Annotated in this window: 20 protein-coding genes, 1 pseudogene and 1 other annotated feature; of the genes and pseudogenes, 14 read left to right on the plus strand and 7 right to left on the minus strand. The window is 29.4% G+C overall.

What is annotated here, in order from left to right; genetic code table 11:
• The first annotated feature begins 1 nt into the window (after position 1).
• The 7 genes and pseudogenes from QPK35_RS07240 to QPK35_RS07270 all read left to right on the plus strand — a co-directional run bounded on the left by QPK35_RS07240 (position 2) and on the right by QPK35_RS07270 (position 5,902).
• Complete coding sequence (locus tag QPK35_RS07240; protein ID WP_290033281.1) at positions 2-586, plus strand: TIGR01440 family protein; 585 nt, start codon at positions 2-4, stop codon at positions 584-586.
• Position 587: 1 nt separating this feature from the next.
• Positions 588-1,088 (plus strand): ECF transporter S component, encoded by a 501-nt coding sequence (locus QPK35_RS07245; protein WP_290033282.1) that lies wholly within the window; start codon positions 588-590, stop codon positions 1,086-1,088.
• A 135-nt stretch (positions 1,089-1,223) separates the two neighbouring features.
• Positions 1,224-1,479: a binding site (T-box leader), on the plus strand.
• Positions 1,480-1,545: 66 nt separating this feature from the next.
• Positions 1,546-2,406 (plus strand): annotated as a pseudogene (locus tag QPK35_RS07250) (MetQ/NlpA family ABC transporter substrate-binding protein).
• On the plus strand, positions 2,406-3,479 hold the full coding sequence (locus QPK35_RS07255; protein ID WP_290033283.1) for a methionine ABC transporter ATP-binding protein: 1,074 nt from the start codon (positions 2,406-2,408) through the stop codon (positions 3,477-3,479). Before QPK35_RS07250 ends, QPK35_RS07255 begins: the two are co-directional and overlap by 1 nt.
• The gene (locus QPK35_RS07260; protein ID WP_290033284.1) at positions 3,460-4,161 is read left to right on the plus strand and encodes a methionine ABC transporter permease; all 702 of its coding nucleotides are present in this window, start codon (positions 3,460-3,462) and stop codon (positions 4,159-4,161) included. The genes QPK35_RS07255 and QPK35_RS07260 overlap by 20 nt, the downstream gene beginning before the upstream one ends.
• A 98-nt stretch (positions 4,162-4,259) precedes the next feature.
• Positions 4,260-5,738 carry a Y-family DNA polymerase gene (locus QPK35_RS07265; protein WP_435302710.1) on the plus strand — a complete coding sequence of 493 codons (1,479 nt, stop codon included), beginning with the start codon at positions 4,260-4,262 and terminating at the stop codon, positions 5,736-5,738.
• Positions 5,735-5,902, plus strand: coding sequence for a hypothetical protein (locus QPK35_RS07270; protein ID WP_290033286.1), 168 nt, complete (start codon positions 5,735-5,737; stop codon positions 5,900-5,902). The genes QPK35_RS07265 and QPK35_RS07270 overlap by 4 nt, the downstream gene beginning before the upstream one ends.
• A gap of 24 nt (positions 5,903-5,926) precedes the next feature.
• Here the strand turns inward: QPK35_RS07270 and QPK35_RS07275 are convergent, their stop codons facing one another.
• The 3 genes from QPK35_RS07275 to QPK35_RS07285 all read right to left on the minus strand — a co-directional run bounded on the left by QPK35_RS07275 (position 5,927) and on the right by QPK35_RS07285 (position 7,379).
• Complete coding sequence (locus QPK35_RS07275) at positions 5,927-6,529, minus strand: hypothetical protein (protein ID WP_290033287.1); 603 nt, start codon at positions 6,527-6,529, stop codon at positions 5,927-5,929.
• Positions 6,530-6,545: 16 nt separating this feature from the next.
• Positions 6,546-6,809, minus strand: a complete 264-nt coding sequence (locus QPK35_RS07280; protein WP_290033288.1) for a hypothetical protein — start codon at positions 6,807-6,809, stop codon at positions 6,546-6,548.
• 96 nt (positions 6,810-6,905) lie between these two features.
• Entirely contained in the window at positions 6,906-7,379 is a 474-nt protein-coding gene (locus QPK35_RS07285) for a DUF8821 family protein (RefSeq protein ID WP_290034270.1), read from the minus strand.
• Positions 7,380-7,675: 296 nt separating this feature from the next.
• Here QPK35_RS07285 and QPK35_RS07290 point away from each other — a divergent pair, with 296 nt between their 5' ends.
• Positions 7,676-8,029, plus strand: coding sequence for a helix-turn-helix domain-containing protein (locus QPK35_RS07290; protein WP_290033289.1), 354 nt, complete (start codon positions 7,676-7,678; stop codon positions 8,027-8,029).
• A 126-nt stretch (positions 8,030-8,155) separates the two neighbouring features.
• Positions 8,156-8,467 carry a bacteriocin immunity family protein gene (locus tag QPK35_RS07295; RefSeq protein ID WP_290033290.1) on the plus strand — a complete coding sequence of 104 codons (312 nt, stop codon included), beginning with the start codon at positions 8,156-8,158 and terminating at the stop codon, positions 8,465-8,467.
• Between the two features lie 73 nt (positions 8,468-8,540).
• On the opposite strand, the gene QPK35_RS07300 is transcribed toward QPK35_RS07295, so the two are convergent.
• Positions 8,541-8,825, minus strand: a complete 285-nt coding sequence (locus tag QPK35_RS07300) for a bacteriocin immunity protein (RefSeq protein WP_290033291.1) — start codon at positions 8,823-8,825, stop codon at positions 8,541-8,543.
• A gap of 8 nt (positions 8,826-8,833) precedes the next feature.
• Entirely contained in the window at positions 8,834-9,121 is a 288-nt protein-coding gene (locus tag QPK35_RS07305; protein WP_290033292.1) for a bacteriocin immunity protein, read from the minus strand.
• A 308-nt stretch (positions 9,122-9,429) separates the two neighbouring features.
• On the opposite strand from QPK35_RS07305, the gene QPK35_RS07310 reads away from it, so the two are divergent.
• The 3 genes from QPK35_RS07310 to QPK35_RS07320 all read left to right on the plus strand — a co-directional run bounded on the left by QPK35_RS07310 (position 9,430) and on the right by QPK35_RS07320 (position 11,820).
• Complete coding sequence (locus tag QPK35_RS07310; protein ID WP_290033293.1) at positions 9,430-9,642, plus strand: hypothetical protein; 213 nt, start codon at positions 9,430-9,432, stop codon at positions 9,640-9,642.
• Entirely contained in the window at positions 9,635-9,913 is a 279-nt protein-coding gene (locus tag QPK35_RS07315; protein ID WP_290033294.1) for a hypothetical protein, read from the plus strand. Before QPK35_RS07310 ends, QPK35_RS07315 begins: the two co-directional genes overlap by 8 nt.
• Before the next feature lie 743 nt (positions 9,914-10,656).
• Positions 10,657-11,820, plus strand: a complete 1,164-nt coding sequence (locus QPK35_RS07320; RefSeq protein WP_290033295.1) for an MFS transporter — start codon at positions 10,657-10,659, stop codon at positions 11,818-11,820.
• Positions 11,821-12,219: 399 nt separating this feature from the next.
• On the opposite strand, the gene QPK35_RS08075 is transcribed toward QPK35_RS07320, so the two are convergent.
• Positions 12,220-12,291 carry a recombinase family protein gene (locus QPK35_RS08075; RefSeq protein ID WP_353851769.1) on the minus strand — a complete coding sequence of 24 codons (72 nt, stop codon included), beginning with the start codon at positions 12,289-12,291 and terminating at the stop codon, positions 12,220-12,222.
• 15 nt (positions 12,292-12,306) lie between these two features.
• Here QPK35_RS08075 and QPK35_RS08050 point away from each other — a divergent pair, with 15 nt between their 5' ends.
• Complete coding sequence (locus QPK35_RS08050) at positions 12,307-12,387, plus strand: type I toxin-antitoxin system Fst family toxin (RefSeq protein WP_353851770.1); 81 nt, start codon at positions 12,307-12,309, stop codon at positions 12,385-12,387.
• Positions 12,388-12,824: 437 nt separating this feature from the next.
• On the opposite strand, the gene QPK35_RS07325 is transcribed toward QPK35_RS08050, so the two are convergent.
• Positions 12,825-13,376 (minus strand): TetR/AcrR family transcriptional regulator, encoded by a 552-nt coding sequence (locus QPK35_RS07325; RefSeq protein ID WP_290033296.1) that lies wholly within the window; start codon positions 13,374-13,376, stop codon positions 12,825-12,827.
• 142 nt (positions 13,377-13,518) lie between these two features.
• Between QPK35_RS07325 and QPK35_RS07330 the strand changes: the two genes are divergently transcribed.
• Complete coding sequence (locus tag QPK35_RS07330) at positions 13,519-15,285, plus strand: MFS transporter (RefSeq protein ID WP_290033297.1); 1,767 nt, start codon at positions 13,519-13,521, stop codon at positions 15,283-15,285.
• The last annotated feature ends 150 nt before the right edge of the window (positions 15,286-15,435 follow it).

Here is a 15,435-nt window from a genome sequence, read left to right on the forward strand (position 1 = left end):
AATGGATTTAGCAAAGATTAAGCAAGATCTAACAGCAGTGTTAACTGATTATTTTAATAACGATAAATTTGAATTGAAGCCAGGTTCATTATTTGTAGTTGGATGCAGTACAAGCATGATTCGAGGAGAATGGATGGGAACTGATTCAGCTTTATCAATTGGAAAAACAGTGTATGAAACTTTACAAGAATTTCTTAAACCACGTAAAATTGACTTAGCAATTCAAGGATGTGAACATATTAACCGAGCTTTGCTAATGGAGCGTGAAGTAGCAGAAAAGCATGATTTTGAAATTGTGTCAGTAATGCCATCAATGCATGCTGGTGGTGGAACGCAAGTAGCTGCTTATGAAGCAATGCAAGATCCAGTAGAAGTAGAGCATATTGTTGCTCAAGGTGGTATTGATATTGGCGGAACTGATATTGGAATGCATGTTAAATTTGTACAAGTTCCAGTAAGATTAAATCATCATAAGGTTGGTGCTGCAAATGTAACTGGATTATATACGCGTCCTAAATTAATCGGAGGACATCGTGCATTATATACTTTTTCTGATGAAAATAAAATAGATCATGGAATGAACTAGGATGGGAAATAGTAAGCTTAAAACAACAGTCATTACGGCATTATTAACAGCATTGAATATTGTGATCAGTCGTATTTTGATTATTCCAATTCCATTTACACATGGAAATATCAATTTATGTGATGCGGGAATTTTCATTGTGGCTTTATTGTACGGACCCTGGGCAGGACTTTTTACAGGAGCACTTTCTGGTTTTGTTTTAGATTTAATTTCAGGATATAGCCAGTACATGTTTTTTTCATTACTTATTCATGGTTTAGAAGGCTGGATTGTAGGAAAAATTGCACAAAAAGAAAACATCAAGTTCCAATGGAGAATTGTTAGTGCAATGATAATGGGTGTGATTATTATGGTAAGTGGATATTTTTGCGCCGATTCAATTTTGTATAACATTTCTGTTGGAGCATTAGCAATTCCTATAAACTGTATCCAAGGAATTGCTGGTATTATTGTGGCATGGATTATAGTTCCTATTTTAAAAAGGACAATTAAATTATTATGATTTTTGAAGTATAAGGAGAAGGATTTTGCTTCTCTTTTTTTATGAATAAATTTAAAATATAGTTTGATTAAAAAAAATAAATTGATGATTGACAAAAATTAAAAAGTGATTATAATCATTAAATAAATATTAATCAAAAACGTATCGAAAAGCAGAGTAAAAAAATTAAAATTTTCAGAGAGCTTCTGGATGGTGCAAGGAAGTAATTGAGATTTTTTGAAGATGGGCTTGGAATGGCACTAATAAATTATTAGTTAGTGACGGGGTTGCATCCGTTAATCATGCAAGGTTATTCCTAATTTAGAAGCATTAGGAGCAACTTGTTGAGGCTATTTGCTGTGAAGAAATAGCGAAAAAAGGTGGCAACACGATATAACGAATCGTCCTTTACCAATTTTGGTAAAGGACGATTTTTTTTGATAAATATTTAATTAATAGACAAGGGGAGCGATCGTTAATGAGTAGAAAACATCATTGGGGATTAATTTGGACAACTATTATTGTTGTTGGAACATTAATTGTAACAGGATTTTTATTTGCACAGCAACACAATGCCAATAATTCAAAAACAATTACTGTTGGTATTGTTGGAAATGATAAGGGAACACAAGCGATTTGGCAACAGGTTGCGAAAACTGCAAAAGAAAAGTATGGAATTACAGTTCAAACACGTGTGTTTACAGATTATAACCAACTTAATAAAGCAGTTAAGGAGGGAAATATCGATTTAAATGCTTTTCAACACTATGCTTTCTTAAAAGATTGGAATAAGAAGAATCATGGTGATTTGGTAGCGATTGGGGAAACAATTATTTCACCAATCAGAATTTATTCTAAAAAATATCACAGTTTAGATGAACTGCCATATAACGCAGTAGTAGCTATTCCTAATGATCCTTCTAATGAAAGTCGGGCATTATTTTTTTAAAAAAATGCTGGCTTAATCAAATTAGATAAAAAAGCTGGTAGCTTAGCAACTATTGCAGATGTAAAAGGAAGTTCAAAAGGAATTAAAATTAAAGAATTAGCTGCTGATCAGACTGCACGCTCATTAAGTGATGTGGATGCAGCAATTGTCAATAACGATTTTGTAAAACCAGCAGGACTTGGGCCTAAACAGACAATTTATATTGAACCAGTTAATCAAGATTCGCATCAATGGATCAATATTATTGTGGCACGGAAGCAAGATCAAAATAAGCGAGTATATCAAGATGTGGTCAAGGCATATCAAACAACAGCCGTACGAAAATTATATAAACACTACTATGGAAATACTGATATTCCAGTATGGAAAAAAGGGAAGGAGAATCAGTAATGGAAAATTTAATCGAATTAAAAAATATTAGTGTTCGTTTTGGAACGAAAAATACTCCGACTGATGCAGTAAAAAATGCTACTTTATCAGTTGCTAAGGGAGATATTTATGGAATTGTCGGTTATTCAGGAGCGGGGAAATCAACGTTATCGCGAACGATTAATCTATTACAAAAGCCTACCAGTGGAACAGTTAGGGTAAATAACACAATTTTCTTTGATGAGGGAAAACAACAGATTTCAACGAAAGAACTACAACAACAACGTCAAAAAATAGGTATGATTTTTCAGCATTTTAACTTATTAAATGAAATGACGGTTGCTGAAAACATTGAATTTGCATTATATTACAGTAAACTTTCGGCACAAGCATTGACTAACAAAGTAAAAAATTTACTGAAATTAGTGGATTTAGAAGATAAGGCTGATTTTTATCCAGTGCAATTATCAGTTGGTGAACAACAGCGAGTAGCAATTGCCCGTGCATTAGCAAATGATCCTTCGATTCTGATTTCGGATGAGTCAACTTCTGCACTTGATCCGCAAAATACGACACAAATCTTAGAATTGCTAAGGAAATTAAATCAACAGTATGGGTTAACAATTTTACTAATTACACATGAAATGGATGTTGTAAAACAAATTGCAAATAAAATTGCAATTATGCAGCATGGAGAAATCATTGAACAGGGAAAACTAGAAGAAATTTATTTTCATCCACGAGAAGAATTGACGAAGCAATTTGTTGGCGGTTCATTAGCAGCACTTCAAGTATTACGTTCATTTAATTTAAAACCACTAAATACTAACGAGCGTTTGTATAAATTAGTATTTAAGGCAGCTACAATTACACAGTCGATTATTCTTGATCTTTATAAAGAATTAGCGGTAGATGTTTCAATGCTTTATGGAAATATTGAAATTTTAGATAATGCACCAGTAGGAACAATGATTGTTTTAGTTACTGGTGAAAAAATGAAACTTGATGAAGTTCCATCATTATTAAAAAAACGTAATGTTGAAGTTATTAAAATAGATGATCGGAGGGTTTGGGATGACACATTTAATAGCTAAGTATTTACCAAATGTATACAACTTGGGCTGGACAGGTGATGCAGGTTGGGGAACTGCAATTGGTCAAACACTTATTATGACTTATTTTCCAGCAATAATTGGTGGTTGTTTAGGATTAATTTTTGGAGTTTTATTAGTTGTTACTAAACCTGATGGAATCATGGCTAATCATTTTTGGTATTCTGTTTGTGATAAAATTGTTTCTCTTTTTCGAGCAGTACCATTTATTATTTTATTAGCTTTTATTGCACCATTTACCCAATGGATTGTAGGAACACAGATTGGAACGATTGCAGCTATTGTACCATTATCACTAGGCGTTTTTCCATTTTATGCACGTCAAATTCAAGCTACATTAGAAAGTGTCAGTTTTGATAAAATCGAAGCGGCTCAAGCATTAGGAGTTAGTAAATGGAATATTATTATTGATGTGTACTTAAAAGAAGCAAGAGCAGAAATTATTAGAGTATCAACTGTTACACTTATTAGTTTAATTGGTTTGACTGCAATGGCCGGTGCGATTGGTGCTGGTGGATTAGGAAATATTGCGATTACATATGGATATGATCGTTTTAATAATGATGTGACTTGTATTGCAACGTTAATTATCTTGATTTTTGTTTTAATTATTCAATTGACGGGTGACTTTTTAGCAGTTAGATTGAATCATCAGAAAAAATAATATGATTTTTTTAAGATATTAGTTAAAAGGTTAACTAATATCTTTTTTATTATATGATATAATTTAAACGAACGTATGTTCTGATGGAGGCGAATAGGTTGAAAAGAATATATTTAGCAATTGATTTAAAATCTTTTTATGCCTCAGTAGAGTGTCATCAAAGAGGATTAGATCCTTTAGATACTAATTTGATAGTTGCTGATGAATCGCGAACAGATAAAACAATTTGTTTAGCAGTATCTCCAGCATTAAAAAGTTGGGGGATTTCAGGTAGGCCACGGTTATTTGAAGTCAAACAATTTGCACAACGGTTTAATAATGAGCGTCGTAAGAAAATTCTAGGACATCATTTTGGTGGCAGTTCTACGAGTAGAACTGCATTATTAAATAATCAAGCATTAAAATTGGAATATGTTATTGCTAAACCTCAAATGAAATTATATGAGAAGATTAGTGCAAAGATATATGGTGTTTATTTGAAATATATTGCAGCGGAAGATATTCATGTTTATTCAATTGATGAAGCATTTATTGATATTACATCTTATTTAACTTTATATCATTGTAAGGCATCAGATTTAGCAGAGAAAATTATTGCAGATATTTATCAGGAAACAGGCATAACAGCAACTGTGGGAATTGGAACTAATTTATATTTAGCAAAAGTGGCAATGGATATTGTAGCTAAACATATGTCACCTACTAAGTCAGGCATTAAGATTGCTAAACTGGATGAAAAACATTATCGTCAACTATTGTGGAATCATCAACCGATTACAGATTTTTGGCGGGTTGGCAAAGGTTATGCCAAGCGATTAGCAAAACTAGGAATATATACAATGGGTGAGGTAGCAGCGTGTTCCGTAGGAAGTTTAAGTGATAAATATAATAAAGGATTACTTTATCGGGAGTTTGGAGTAAATGCAGAAATTTTGATTGATCATGCTTGGGGATTTGAAGATTTAACGATTGCAGATATTAATAATTATCATCCTAAAAATCATTGCTTATGCGTAGGGCAATTATTGAATGAACCTTATAGTTATAGTGAAGGACTGATGATTATTAAAGAAATGAGTCAAGAATTAGCATTAAAATTGGCAACAACTTATCAAATTACAGATCAAGTAACTTTGAGTATTCATTATGATAGTAAAACTTTAAATTTTGTTGATAATATTGATGAAATCGAAATAGATCGTTTTGGAAGAATACGACCTAAATCAGTGCATGGTCGTATTAGATTAAAACAATATACTAACTTGGAAAATGAACTTAAGGAAAAGTTACTTTATTTATTTAATGAAATTGTTGAACCAAAATATTTATTGCGACGAGTTACACTTACAGCTCAACATTTAAAAGATTGTCATGAAAAAGTTTTAAATTATGAACAGGGAAATTTATTTTGTGATTTTCAAGATGATGAAACTTTAGCTAAACAAATGACATTACAACAAACAACTTTAGCAATTCAGGAACGTTTTGGGAAAAATGCACTTTTTCGAGGAACTGATTTACAAGATAAAGCAATGACATTACGTCGAAATCAACAAATTGGAGGACATTTGGCATGAAATATGATGCACAAAAATTAATTAATTATGATTATGCCAAACATAAAGACCAGTATCGAATGCCGCTTAATGAACGAGCAGCGATTTTTTTACCATTCTCTGCTTTAGCAGGATTTGAAGAGGAGATTAAAAAGGTAATGAAAAAACATGATGAATCTTACTAAAAAAAAGCCCTTAGAGCTTTTTATTTAATCAAGGTAAAATTCAGGTAAATTCAAATCCTTAGCTTGAACAGGATGGAAATTTTTATCATAAATAATAGAGTAATTTCCATCAGATAGTTCTCTTTTAAAATTTAAATACAATTGATCTTTACATACAACTATTCTGACATTTTCTATACCATAATCCATTAGTTCTTTAGGAACATAAAGATTGTCATTAAATTTAAACCTGACACAACCTTCATTTATGGTTACAAGAGTAGATAAATTGGAATAATAATCTGGCAGTTCACTTAGATCTGAAACGAATTGTTTGTAAGTAAAACTATAAATACACCAATTTTTAGGTTTTTTAAACTCTGAGAGAGTCATGCGAATGTACTGGTGAACCTTTTTAGATCCAGTCTCACTATATGGAGAAATGGGGTCATACCAGTATTCATTCACTAAATCTTTTAATTCACTTACAGTATCATCTTTTTTATATACAAGAGGATTATCTTTATTTAATTGACGATAATAATTACCATCTTTTTTTAAGTACAATAAACCGTTGTGTTTATTAGTGAATACATAAGAGCTATTAAAAAATGAGCCACTCAAATATATTATATCTTTATTTGTCATTTTAACTACCTCTTTATTAATTCTTATTTGAAAATGAATCTAGAAATAATGATGCTGCAAAAATTGCTAAAAAAGTAGGATTACCTAAATTAATAACAAAACAAAAAATACCAACTAAAATTAGGCTTCCAATTAGTATTTTTTTTACTACTTTTTTGAAGTGTTCACGGTTTACAAATTCGTTATATTCTTCTTCTATTTTTTGAAGTGTTTCTTTATCTTCATTTAGAGGGACATTTGCCCAAGTACGATATGGTGCATCTAAATTCTTTTTTTTCATAGCAGACACTCTCCCAAATAAAATTCCCCCAATGATACTCTAAATATTTTACCCTTTCTATTATCTATTGTGTATAGTTTTGATAAATATTTATTATTATTTATCAAAAGAATATTCTTTTTTTATTTTAAAGTATGTTCCTCGAATTGTTCCTGCAAGTTTTGATCGCATTTTTGCAAATTTAAATTTACCTTCAAATTCTGATGGAATTTCCATATGTTCACAAAGTTTAAAACCTACTGCACGATTTTTAGGTTCATTTAAATCATACATTACATTGATTGATAATCCATTTTGGTAAAAAACATAGAGGTGATACATATTTTCAGTCATAAAATTAGCAATTTCAAGAGGTTGATAGTTAAATTTTAGATCACGTTCAGCTAAGATTTCATTAATTTTACTAACAATCTCCATATGTTCTTGTGCAGGAAATGTTTCGAATTTAGTTTTGAAATGATTCCAATAATAACGTGCTTCGTGAGCACGTACTCCAGCTAATTCAGTTGCATAAGGCGAAGTTTCAAGACCTGCAGTGTTTATATTCTTAAAATTGATTTCCAATGTTATATCCTCCATTTAATAATTTTATTTATGTAATAAAATGAGAAAACTATTTTTATTATCATATGATAAAGTTTAAATTTTTTCTTTTGGAATTTGATTAATTAATTTAAAATTTAAATTTAAAAATAATTATTGATAAATTTGATATATCAATAAAAGCAACCACTATTTAACAAACTGTAAAATAATAGTTGCGTTAAAATCAATTGCGGTTATTCATATTATCCTAAATTTTGCTTTTTAAATAGGCTAAATTATATAAAAATAAAAATATAAATAAAAAATGAGGTGTGGTAAAAATGTTATTAAACAAACAAATCAAAAAATATCGAGAAAAATTGGGAATGTCTCAAGACAAGTTGGCGGAAATGTTATATGTAACTAGACAGTCAGTTTCTAAGTGGGAATCAGGAGATGTTGTTCCTGATCTTGAAAAGATCATTAAAATGTCTAAGATTTTTAATGTTAGTTTAGATAATTTAATTCTAGGAGTTGATGATCAAAAAAAGAGTGTTGATACAGATGAATTTGTATTAAATCCTAAGACCAATTTATATGTTCGGCGATATGGAAAAATGAATTTTTGGGATTTCCTTGCAAAATATTGGTGGATAGTTTTCCCAACATTAATTATTATTGTGTTATTTCTTTAATATGACTTGACGTGTTAGATTTAATCATATTATTGGATTATAATTGTCAAAAAACTTACATTAAATTAAAGATAACTAGATTATTATATGTTTAAAACACTGTTAAATGAATAAAGAAGGGTGTTTATGATAGATGATAAAAGTTATTTTTCAATGTTAAGTGAAGCGTATAATTCCATTTCAGAAAACACAGATGAATTTAATAAAAAAGTAAAAGAAAGTATTTATGAAGTAGCGAGAGAGTTTGAACGTAAGAAAAATCTTGTGGTAAGTGCAGTGCATTTATCTCAAGATATTTCAAGTCTTTATGTACGTTCAATGGGGAAATTGCATTTAAACGATAAAACAAAAAAATTATATAATGTATCTAACACAATTGCTCAAAGATATATAGGACAGGTGGGAATAGGAACTACAATAGGTTCTATTTTCCATTAAAAAATTTTATGTTATTTCTCCGGAAATATTAGGAGAATAAAAAAAGAAGATGGGGGGAAGACATCTTCTTTTTTTATTGAAACCACATGATAGGATCAAAGTTCCCATTGTATACTTGTGCGATTTTTTCGACATACTGTTGCAAATCAATAACACTTTTAGGCGCCTTGTAACGGTGCACCATTAAGTATGTACTTAAAATATTGGCAATTTTAGCACTGATAATTTTTTTATTGTTGCCTTTAATAACTTGCTGATCTAATTGAGCCAATTTGATAGCAGTATTAGTATCTTGGTATTTCATGACTGCAATTGCATTATATAACAATTGGTGTAGTTTATCTTTATTATATTTCATAGTAGTTATTAAATATTGCCCCCATATCTAATGTTAGATATTTCACGTATTTTTTTTAAAAGTTGAGCTTGCGTATTATTCAAGTTAATATCATCTTGTTGTATTGCTTTGGCTATTTCTAAATTGAAGGTACTTAAAATATAAGGTACAGGTTTATTGGGTGATTCTAATTCTTTGATAAATTTGATTATAATTCTGTATGATTGTGTGTTCTTATCAAATACTTTTGCTAATTTAGTTAGTAAATCAATAGCATTATTACCTCTTTCTTGACCACCAGAAAACCAACGTAACATAATAATTATTCCTCCTTCTTTTAGCCATTCTTCTAAATTATCTACAAGTTAGCATTGTTGTCATCAAAATACAAATAGTTATAACTATATTAATTGTATAAAAGGACTGAGCAATTGTATTGAATGAACAGACTTCTTTTTTACAATTAACAGGTGTATGTGATGGTAATTTTATATTGAATTTGTGAAAAGTAGATTGATATTTTTTCAGAGAAAATGTTGTAAAATATGATAAACGTTGTACAATAAGGATAAAATTTTTGAAAGGAATTACAAAATTGTTTTTTTAGGGGAAGGAAATATTACTTATGACAATTATGAAAAAAATAGGGATGGTGTTGACAGCTTCGCTTGTAACATGTGTATTAAACGGAAGTGTGTCAAGAGTACATGCTGACAATTACTGTGGCAATGACATACATTGCAATACATATCGTTGCTATGTTGATTGGAATCAAAATGGTATTAGTGATATTACTTACCATGGATTTTGGAATGGAGCTCTAGCATTTAATGTCTAAAGAAGAAGATAAGACTAAAATGTTAGATGCTATTAAATTGGTTCATCAAAATGTTAAATTAGATGACTATTTAGAGAGCATTTTAGTTACAGCAGTTAAACAATTAAAAAAGGATGATTTGCCAAGTTATGTTGCGACTATGTTAATTTATCGCTTGAGTTACTACTTCATGAGACATGTTGGAACAAAACAAAGTGAATATATAGATAGGCTATATAAATTAGCAAACAAAATTGCAAGTAAATATAAAGGTAATTTTCCTTATCTTTAAAGTAGTGTATTAAAAGGGACATAAGGGTGAGTTTTTCATCCTTTTCGCGAAGGAAACGAGAATTGGCCAAAATACATGTGTTAAATCATTATCAAAAACTCGATTATCAACGTAATAGTATTAAGATGGTTGATGCTTTAAATAAAGCGAATATAAAAGAAATTTTTCAACAGTTAAATTAAAAAAAGTAAGTTTACATTTAGCTATAAAAATACAACCGATAGGCTATTATTTTAGTCTATTGGTTGTATTTTTTATTTTAATTTGCTAGAAATACTGTCATCCTAATCATTTAGTAACTGACCTAACAATTTATAGGGATAAGCAGATTAGTTTAATAGATTCATTTTTATAAAGTTGGTAATATTTTTAAACAATAAATTACGTCCTTTGTTATCAGAAAAAATATGATCATAAGCTTTAGTTCTCTTAAAAGTAATGTTTCCTTTTGCAGTACTATCAAAATTTGAAGAAGAAATAAATAAAGTTAAAAAAGACTAGAAATTAATATCTTTTTTATTTATAGAAAATCAAGTTCAAAAGATTAAATTTAGATTAAAAATATCATTGAAAAATAAATTTTTTTATAATAAAATTGATTAATTATCAAATCGAGAAAGTATATGCAAAATTATCCTACAAATGCCTATGGGGGAAATCATATATAAAAGGGAAATATTCAGTCGTTAGATTTTGGTAATTATAGTGCAGATATTTAAATGACGTTGAAAGGAGAAAAAATAATGAAGAAAGTAATACTTTATAATGGTCTATCTAATATTATGTTAGAGTTGGCTATGTGGATGATTTATTTAAAACAGATGGGATGGTCTGTTGGTGAAATTGCACTACTAGAAAGTATATTCACTATATGTCAATTTATTTTTGAATTTCCAACAGGCATTATCTCCGATCGTTTAGGCCATAAAAATACGTTGTTACTAGGTGAAATATTAAGTATTTTATATTTAATTACATTTTTCTTTCCAGCACAACACTGGTTGCTATATGTCGGTTTTATTTTATTTGCTCTTGGGTTAGCGTTTATTTCTGGAACAGACGTTTCATTGATGTATGAAACAGTCTCAGAAATTGAGAAAAAGAAATTTTTAAAATATTCCGGCTACTTCAATATGGTAGCAATTTTTGGAATGGCAATTAGTAATGCTTTAGGTGGACAAATTGCGAAATACTCATGGACGGCATTATTTATATGTTGTATTTTAATACGAGCACTAGCTTTCTTAGTGGCATTAAGCATTAATCCCGTTGATTTTGGCGGTGATGAAGCTGAAAACTTGCAGTCATTTAAGCAAATTTGGCATCGTTTCGAAGCATTTATACGAGAAAGTCGAGCTTTTCGATGGTTACTATTGCTAATGTGTACTTCATCAGCGGCCGTTACGATTAGTTATCAATATGGACCATTAATGTTGACTAAAGAAGGACTTTCTGTTGTCCAGGCAGGTTTTGTTTTCGGAATAATAGCGTTAGTGGCTGGAATTATTGTAGCTTTTCTTTATAAAATCACAAAATTCATTCGGCCAATGTTTTTGTCATTTGTGTTGCAATTGGGATGTTGTATATGTTTTGGAAGCTTTCTTTGGCATCACTTGTCATTTGTATTATTAGGATTAACATTTATTAACATCGCTTTTGAACTCTGGAATACAATTTTTGAAGCAGAGATTCAGCGTTTATCTTATGAAGGAATACGAGCAACCGCAATGTCCGTTGTCTATTTTGGCGAATCTTTATTAATGACGATTGGTTCATGGGTAATTAGCATATTTAGCCGAATGTATAGTTTAACTAGTATTATAGGTATGCTAGGAAGTATTCTATTTATAATTGCATTGGTTGGACTAGTGGGATATGTGAGAATTACTTCTAATGTAAATGAATGAAAGTAATTAGTTAATTTTTATTGATGTATCAAGTACTTAATAAACAAAACCGATTGTATCTCATAATTTATTAAATTATTTTTAAAGTAGCTCATTAAACAAGGAAAGTTACCGTTCAGTATGAAGGCCAGTATAACGAAAAGGAAAGAGTTTTCTCTTTCCTTTTCGTTATATTTAAAGTTCTTTTTTATACGATAAATTGTATTTCTCGTAGTATCAACTTGATTAGCAATTTGTGTTCAATAATATTAAAAATATCACGACTATTACGTCCTAATCTACTTATAATGATTACGACAATCTCATTATTTTCACGAATGAAATTAAGCATTTTTGTAATTCAGGGTGGTTAGTATTCTTACCTGAAATCTTTTCTTGAACAATCTTTTGACAATTTGCTTATTGAAGTTGTTCGAATTGACGATCTAAATTTTGATCTGTAGTTGAAACACGAGCATATCCAACTTTCATTTTTTATCTTCTTTAATTTTTCCAACAGTTGTAGCGCCCTTGTTTATAGGTTGCACAACATCCTTATTTAGTTGGTGGTTAAACAAGCACAAGTAGTTGCTGCCACTTAAACCGTATATAAGGAAATCGTCTGATAGAATTAGACACTCTATTGGGCGTTTTTTTTGAAAAATCTACTAAAAGCACTTTAAGAAAAAGAATAATTTTTTTGTGAAATTATCTAATTAAGCTTTGTGTACCATCTTTATATTATTTAAGTAAGTTGTATAAAAAATTTTTTGCTTGTTTATTCGTATATTTTTATGAGTTTAAAATATATTACAAAGTTAATCTATAAGATATCAGGAGGTAAGATAATTTGGATCTTATTTGTTAAATAAGATATCTTGATCAAAAGTCGTAATTCTTTCAAGATTGTCAGTTATTAATAAATCTTAAATAAGATTTTTAATTTAGATAACTTATTTAGAAATTAATTTAAAATCATTTATTGAAAACTTTTTGTTCTCATAGATATATTATTTAGTAATTAATTAATGATTACTTATAATATGCTTGATTATTATATACATTTTATCAGGGGATTTAGGGTGTTTATTAGAAAACCATACAGATAATACATTGGCTAACCCTCCTAGAATAAAACTCATTAAATATTTAGTCTCCTCCTTATTATTAGATGGCATATGCCAAGAAGCCTCAAAACAATTATATCTGGTTGAGGCAGTAGCTAACCATGTATCAACTAATACTGAAAAAAGATTCTGACTTTTTAAAAGTAATAACCAATTGCGATTATCCCACCAAAAATATAAAAATGTCTTTAGTGTTTCCTCTAATGTTCTTTTATTACTAGGAATATTTTGCAATTCTTTAAAATATTGATTTACAACTTTTCTACATTGATATACAACAAGATCTTCTTTGTTTTTAAAAGAATTATAAAATGTTTTTCTTGTTAAGTCAGCATTACTACAAATTTCTGTAATAGTAATTTGAGAAAACTTTTTTTGATGTAATAATTCTTCCAAAGATTCCCAAAGCCATGTTCTTGATTGCTCTGCAATTCTTTCTTTTCCATTCATGTAATCTTCTCCTTACTAAACAAAATAACTCTGATTGTATAACTTTCTTTAAGCATGAATAAACTGCTGTCAAATGTATTATACTACAAACGTAAACATAGTTAACAAATGAATACTATATATACAAACGAGGAGTGATATTTTGAAGAAAAGTGTAAAATATCTGAGCTTTATTGGTCTTGTTATTGCAATGTTTATGGGGATTTTAGATAGTACAGTAATTAATGTGACGTTACCAAGTATTCAAAATTATTTTGGAGCAACAATGAGTAATGCTACTTGGGTTTCTACAAGCTATTTATTATCCGTAACAGTTTTTATGTTACCCAGTTCGAAAATTGCTGATCAACATGGAAGAAAGAAATTAATTTTATTTGGTCTTATTTTATTTGGTGGATTTTCGCTAGCTAGTGCATTATCTAAGACTTTAGGACAGTTGATTATTTTTCGATTTATCCAAGGAATCGGTGGTGCAATAATTACACCATTAATTTTACCAATTGGGGTTAATATTTTTGGAAAAGAACGTCTTCCAATGGTTGCAAGCGTTGGCGGAGCGATTTCAGCACTTGCTGCTGCAGGAGGCCCGCCAATTGGAGGGGTGATTTTACATTATTTAAATTGGCGATGGGTTTTTGGAATTAATATCCCATTTGCGATTATTTCGTTTTTATTTATTTTATTTTTTGTAAATGAGTCTTATGACGAAACGACTAGTAAAAAAATTGATTATTTAGGAATAATCACACTTTCAATTTCAATGTTACTAATTGTGTTTGCATTATTAAAAAGTAATGACTATGGTTGGCGTTCAGCAGTTATAATTACCAGTCTTATTACAGGACTCTTTATTTTTATAATATATTGTTTAATTGAAGAGCATTCAGATCATCCAATGTTTAACTTTAAGCTTTTTAAAGAAAAAACCTTTACTAATTCATGTATTGTTTATGGAATTACTGGATTTAGTCTAGTTTGTCCAACATTAGTTTTAAATTATTTTTTACAAGATGCCTTACGATATTCAGCCTTAAAAGCTTCATTAATCACAGTAGTTGTTTCACTTACAGTGATAATTTCAATGCCATTGGGTACTAAAATTGCAGGAAAAGTCAATGCTAATCTTGTTAATTGTTTAGGATTGGTTTTAATAGTAACAAGTTTGATTTTACTTTCGACAGTGAGAATAAGTACACCAATTGAAAATACAATTTTATTTTTAATAATTAATGGCTTTGGTTTTGGATTTACATCACAATCTTTAGTTTCATCCGTAAAGTATTTGCCAGTATCAAAAAATGGATTAGGGTCAGGTATGGTGAATACGGCACGACAATTTGGAACATGCTTAGGAGTTGCCATATTAATGACATTTTTGAGTTCAAATGTTTCAATAGCTAAGACAAATATTTATGATAAAGGAAAATCAGAGATTAAAAATAGTACGGTAAGTATTGATGTAAAAAAAGAACTTAATTCGCAATTAAGAAAATATACAAAAAATGGGACTGAAAAAATATCGCACAGTAAGATAACAAAGGATAATGCTTTAAGAAAGGTAATAAAAAAATCAAATAAACCAACATCGAAATCAATTTTCTTTAAGCTTTATAGTAGCAATGAACAACTTTTAAAAGCTGAAGAGAATATAACTAATACTTTAATCAAAGAAAAATCGCCATTTTCATTATCAGTGGAAAAATTAACACAGTCTCAAAAGATTATTTTGAGTAAAATTGGAATGCTTTCTCAACTTTATGGAATTCAAAAAGTAATTAAAAAAATTAAATCAGTAATGAATAAGCAAATTGCATTGGCATTTTCTAAGGTTTATTTACTTTGTGCAGGGATAGTAGCATTATTTATTCCATTTGGATTAGGTACAGATAAGAGGAGAAAAAATGAATAAAACAGATTTTTATAAGTTTATTTAAAAAATATGTCATAAGAATGTTAGTGATAATATAAATTTATTTGCATTAGTTTCTTGTTGAAAAATATATGTCATCGCTTGTCGGTCTTTAGGTAAATGGGTTAACAAGTAACAAATCGCCTGATA

The organism is Ligilactobacillus cholophilus (genome assembly GCF_030389495.1).
GTDB lineage: Bacteria > Bacillota > Bacilli > Lactobacillales > Lactobacillaceae > Ligilactobacillus > Ligilactobacillus cholophilus.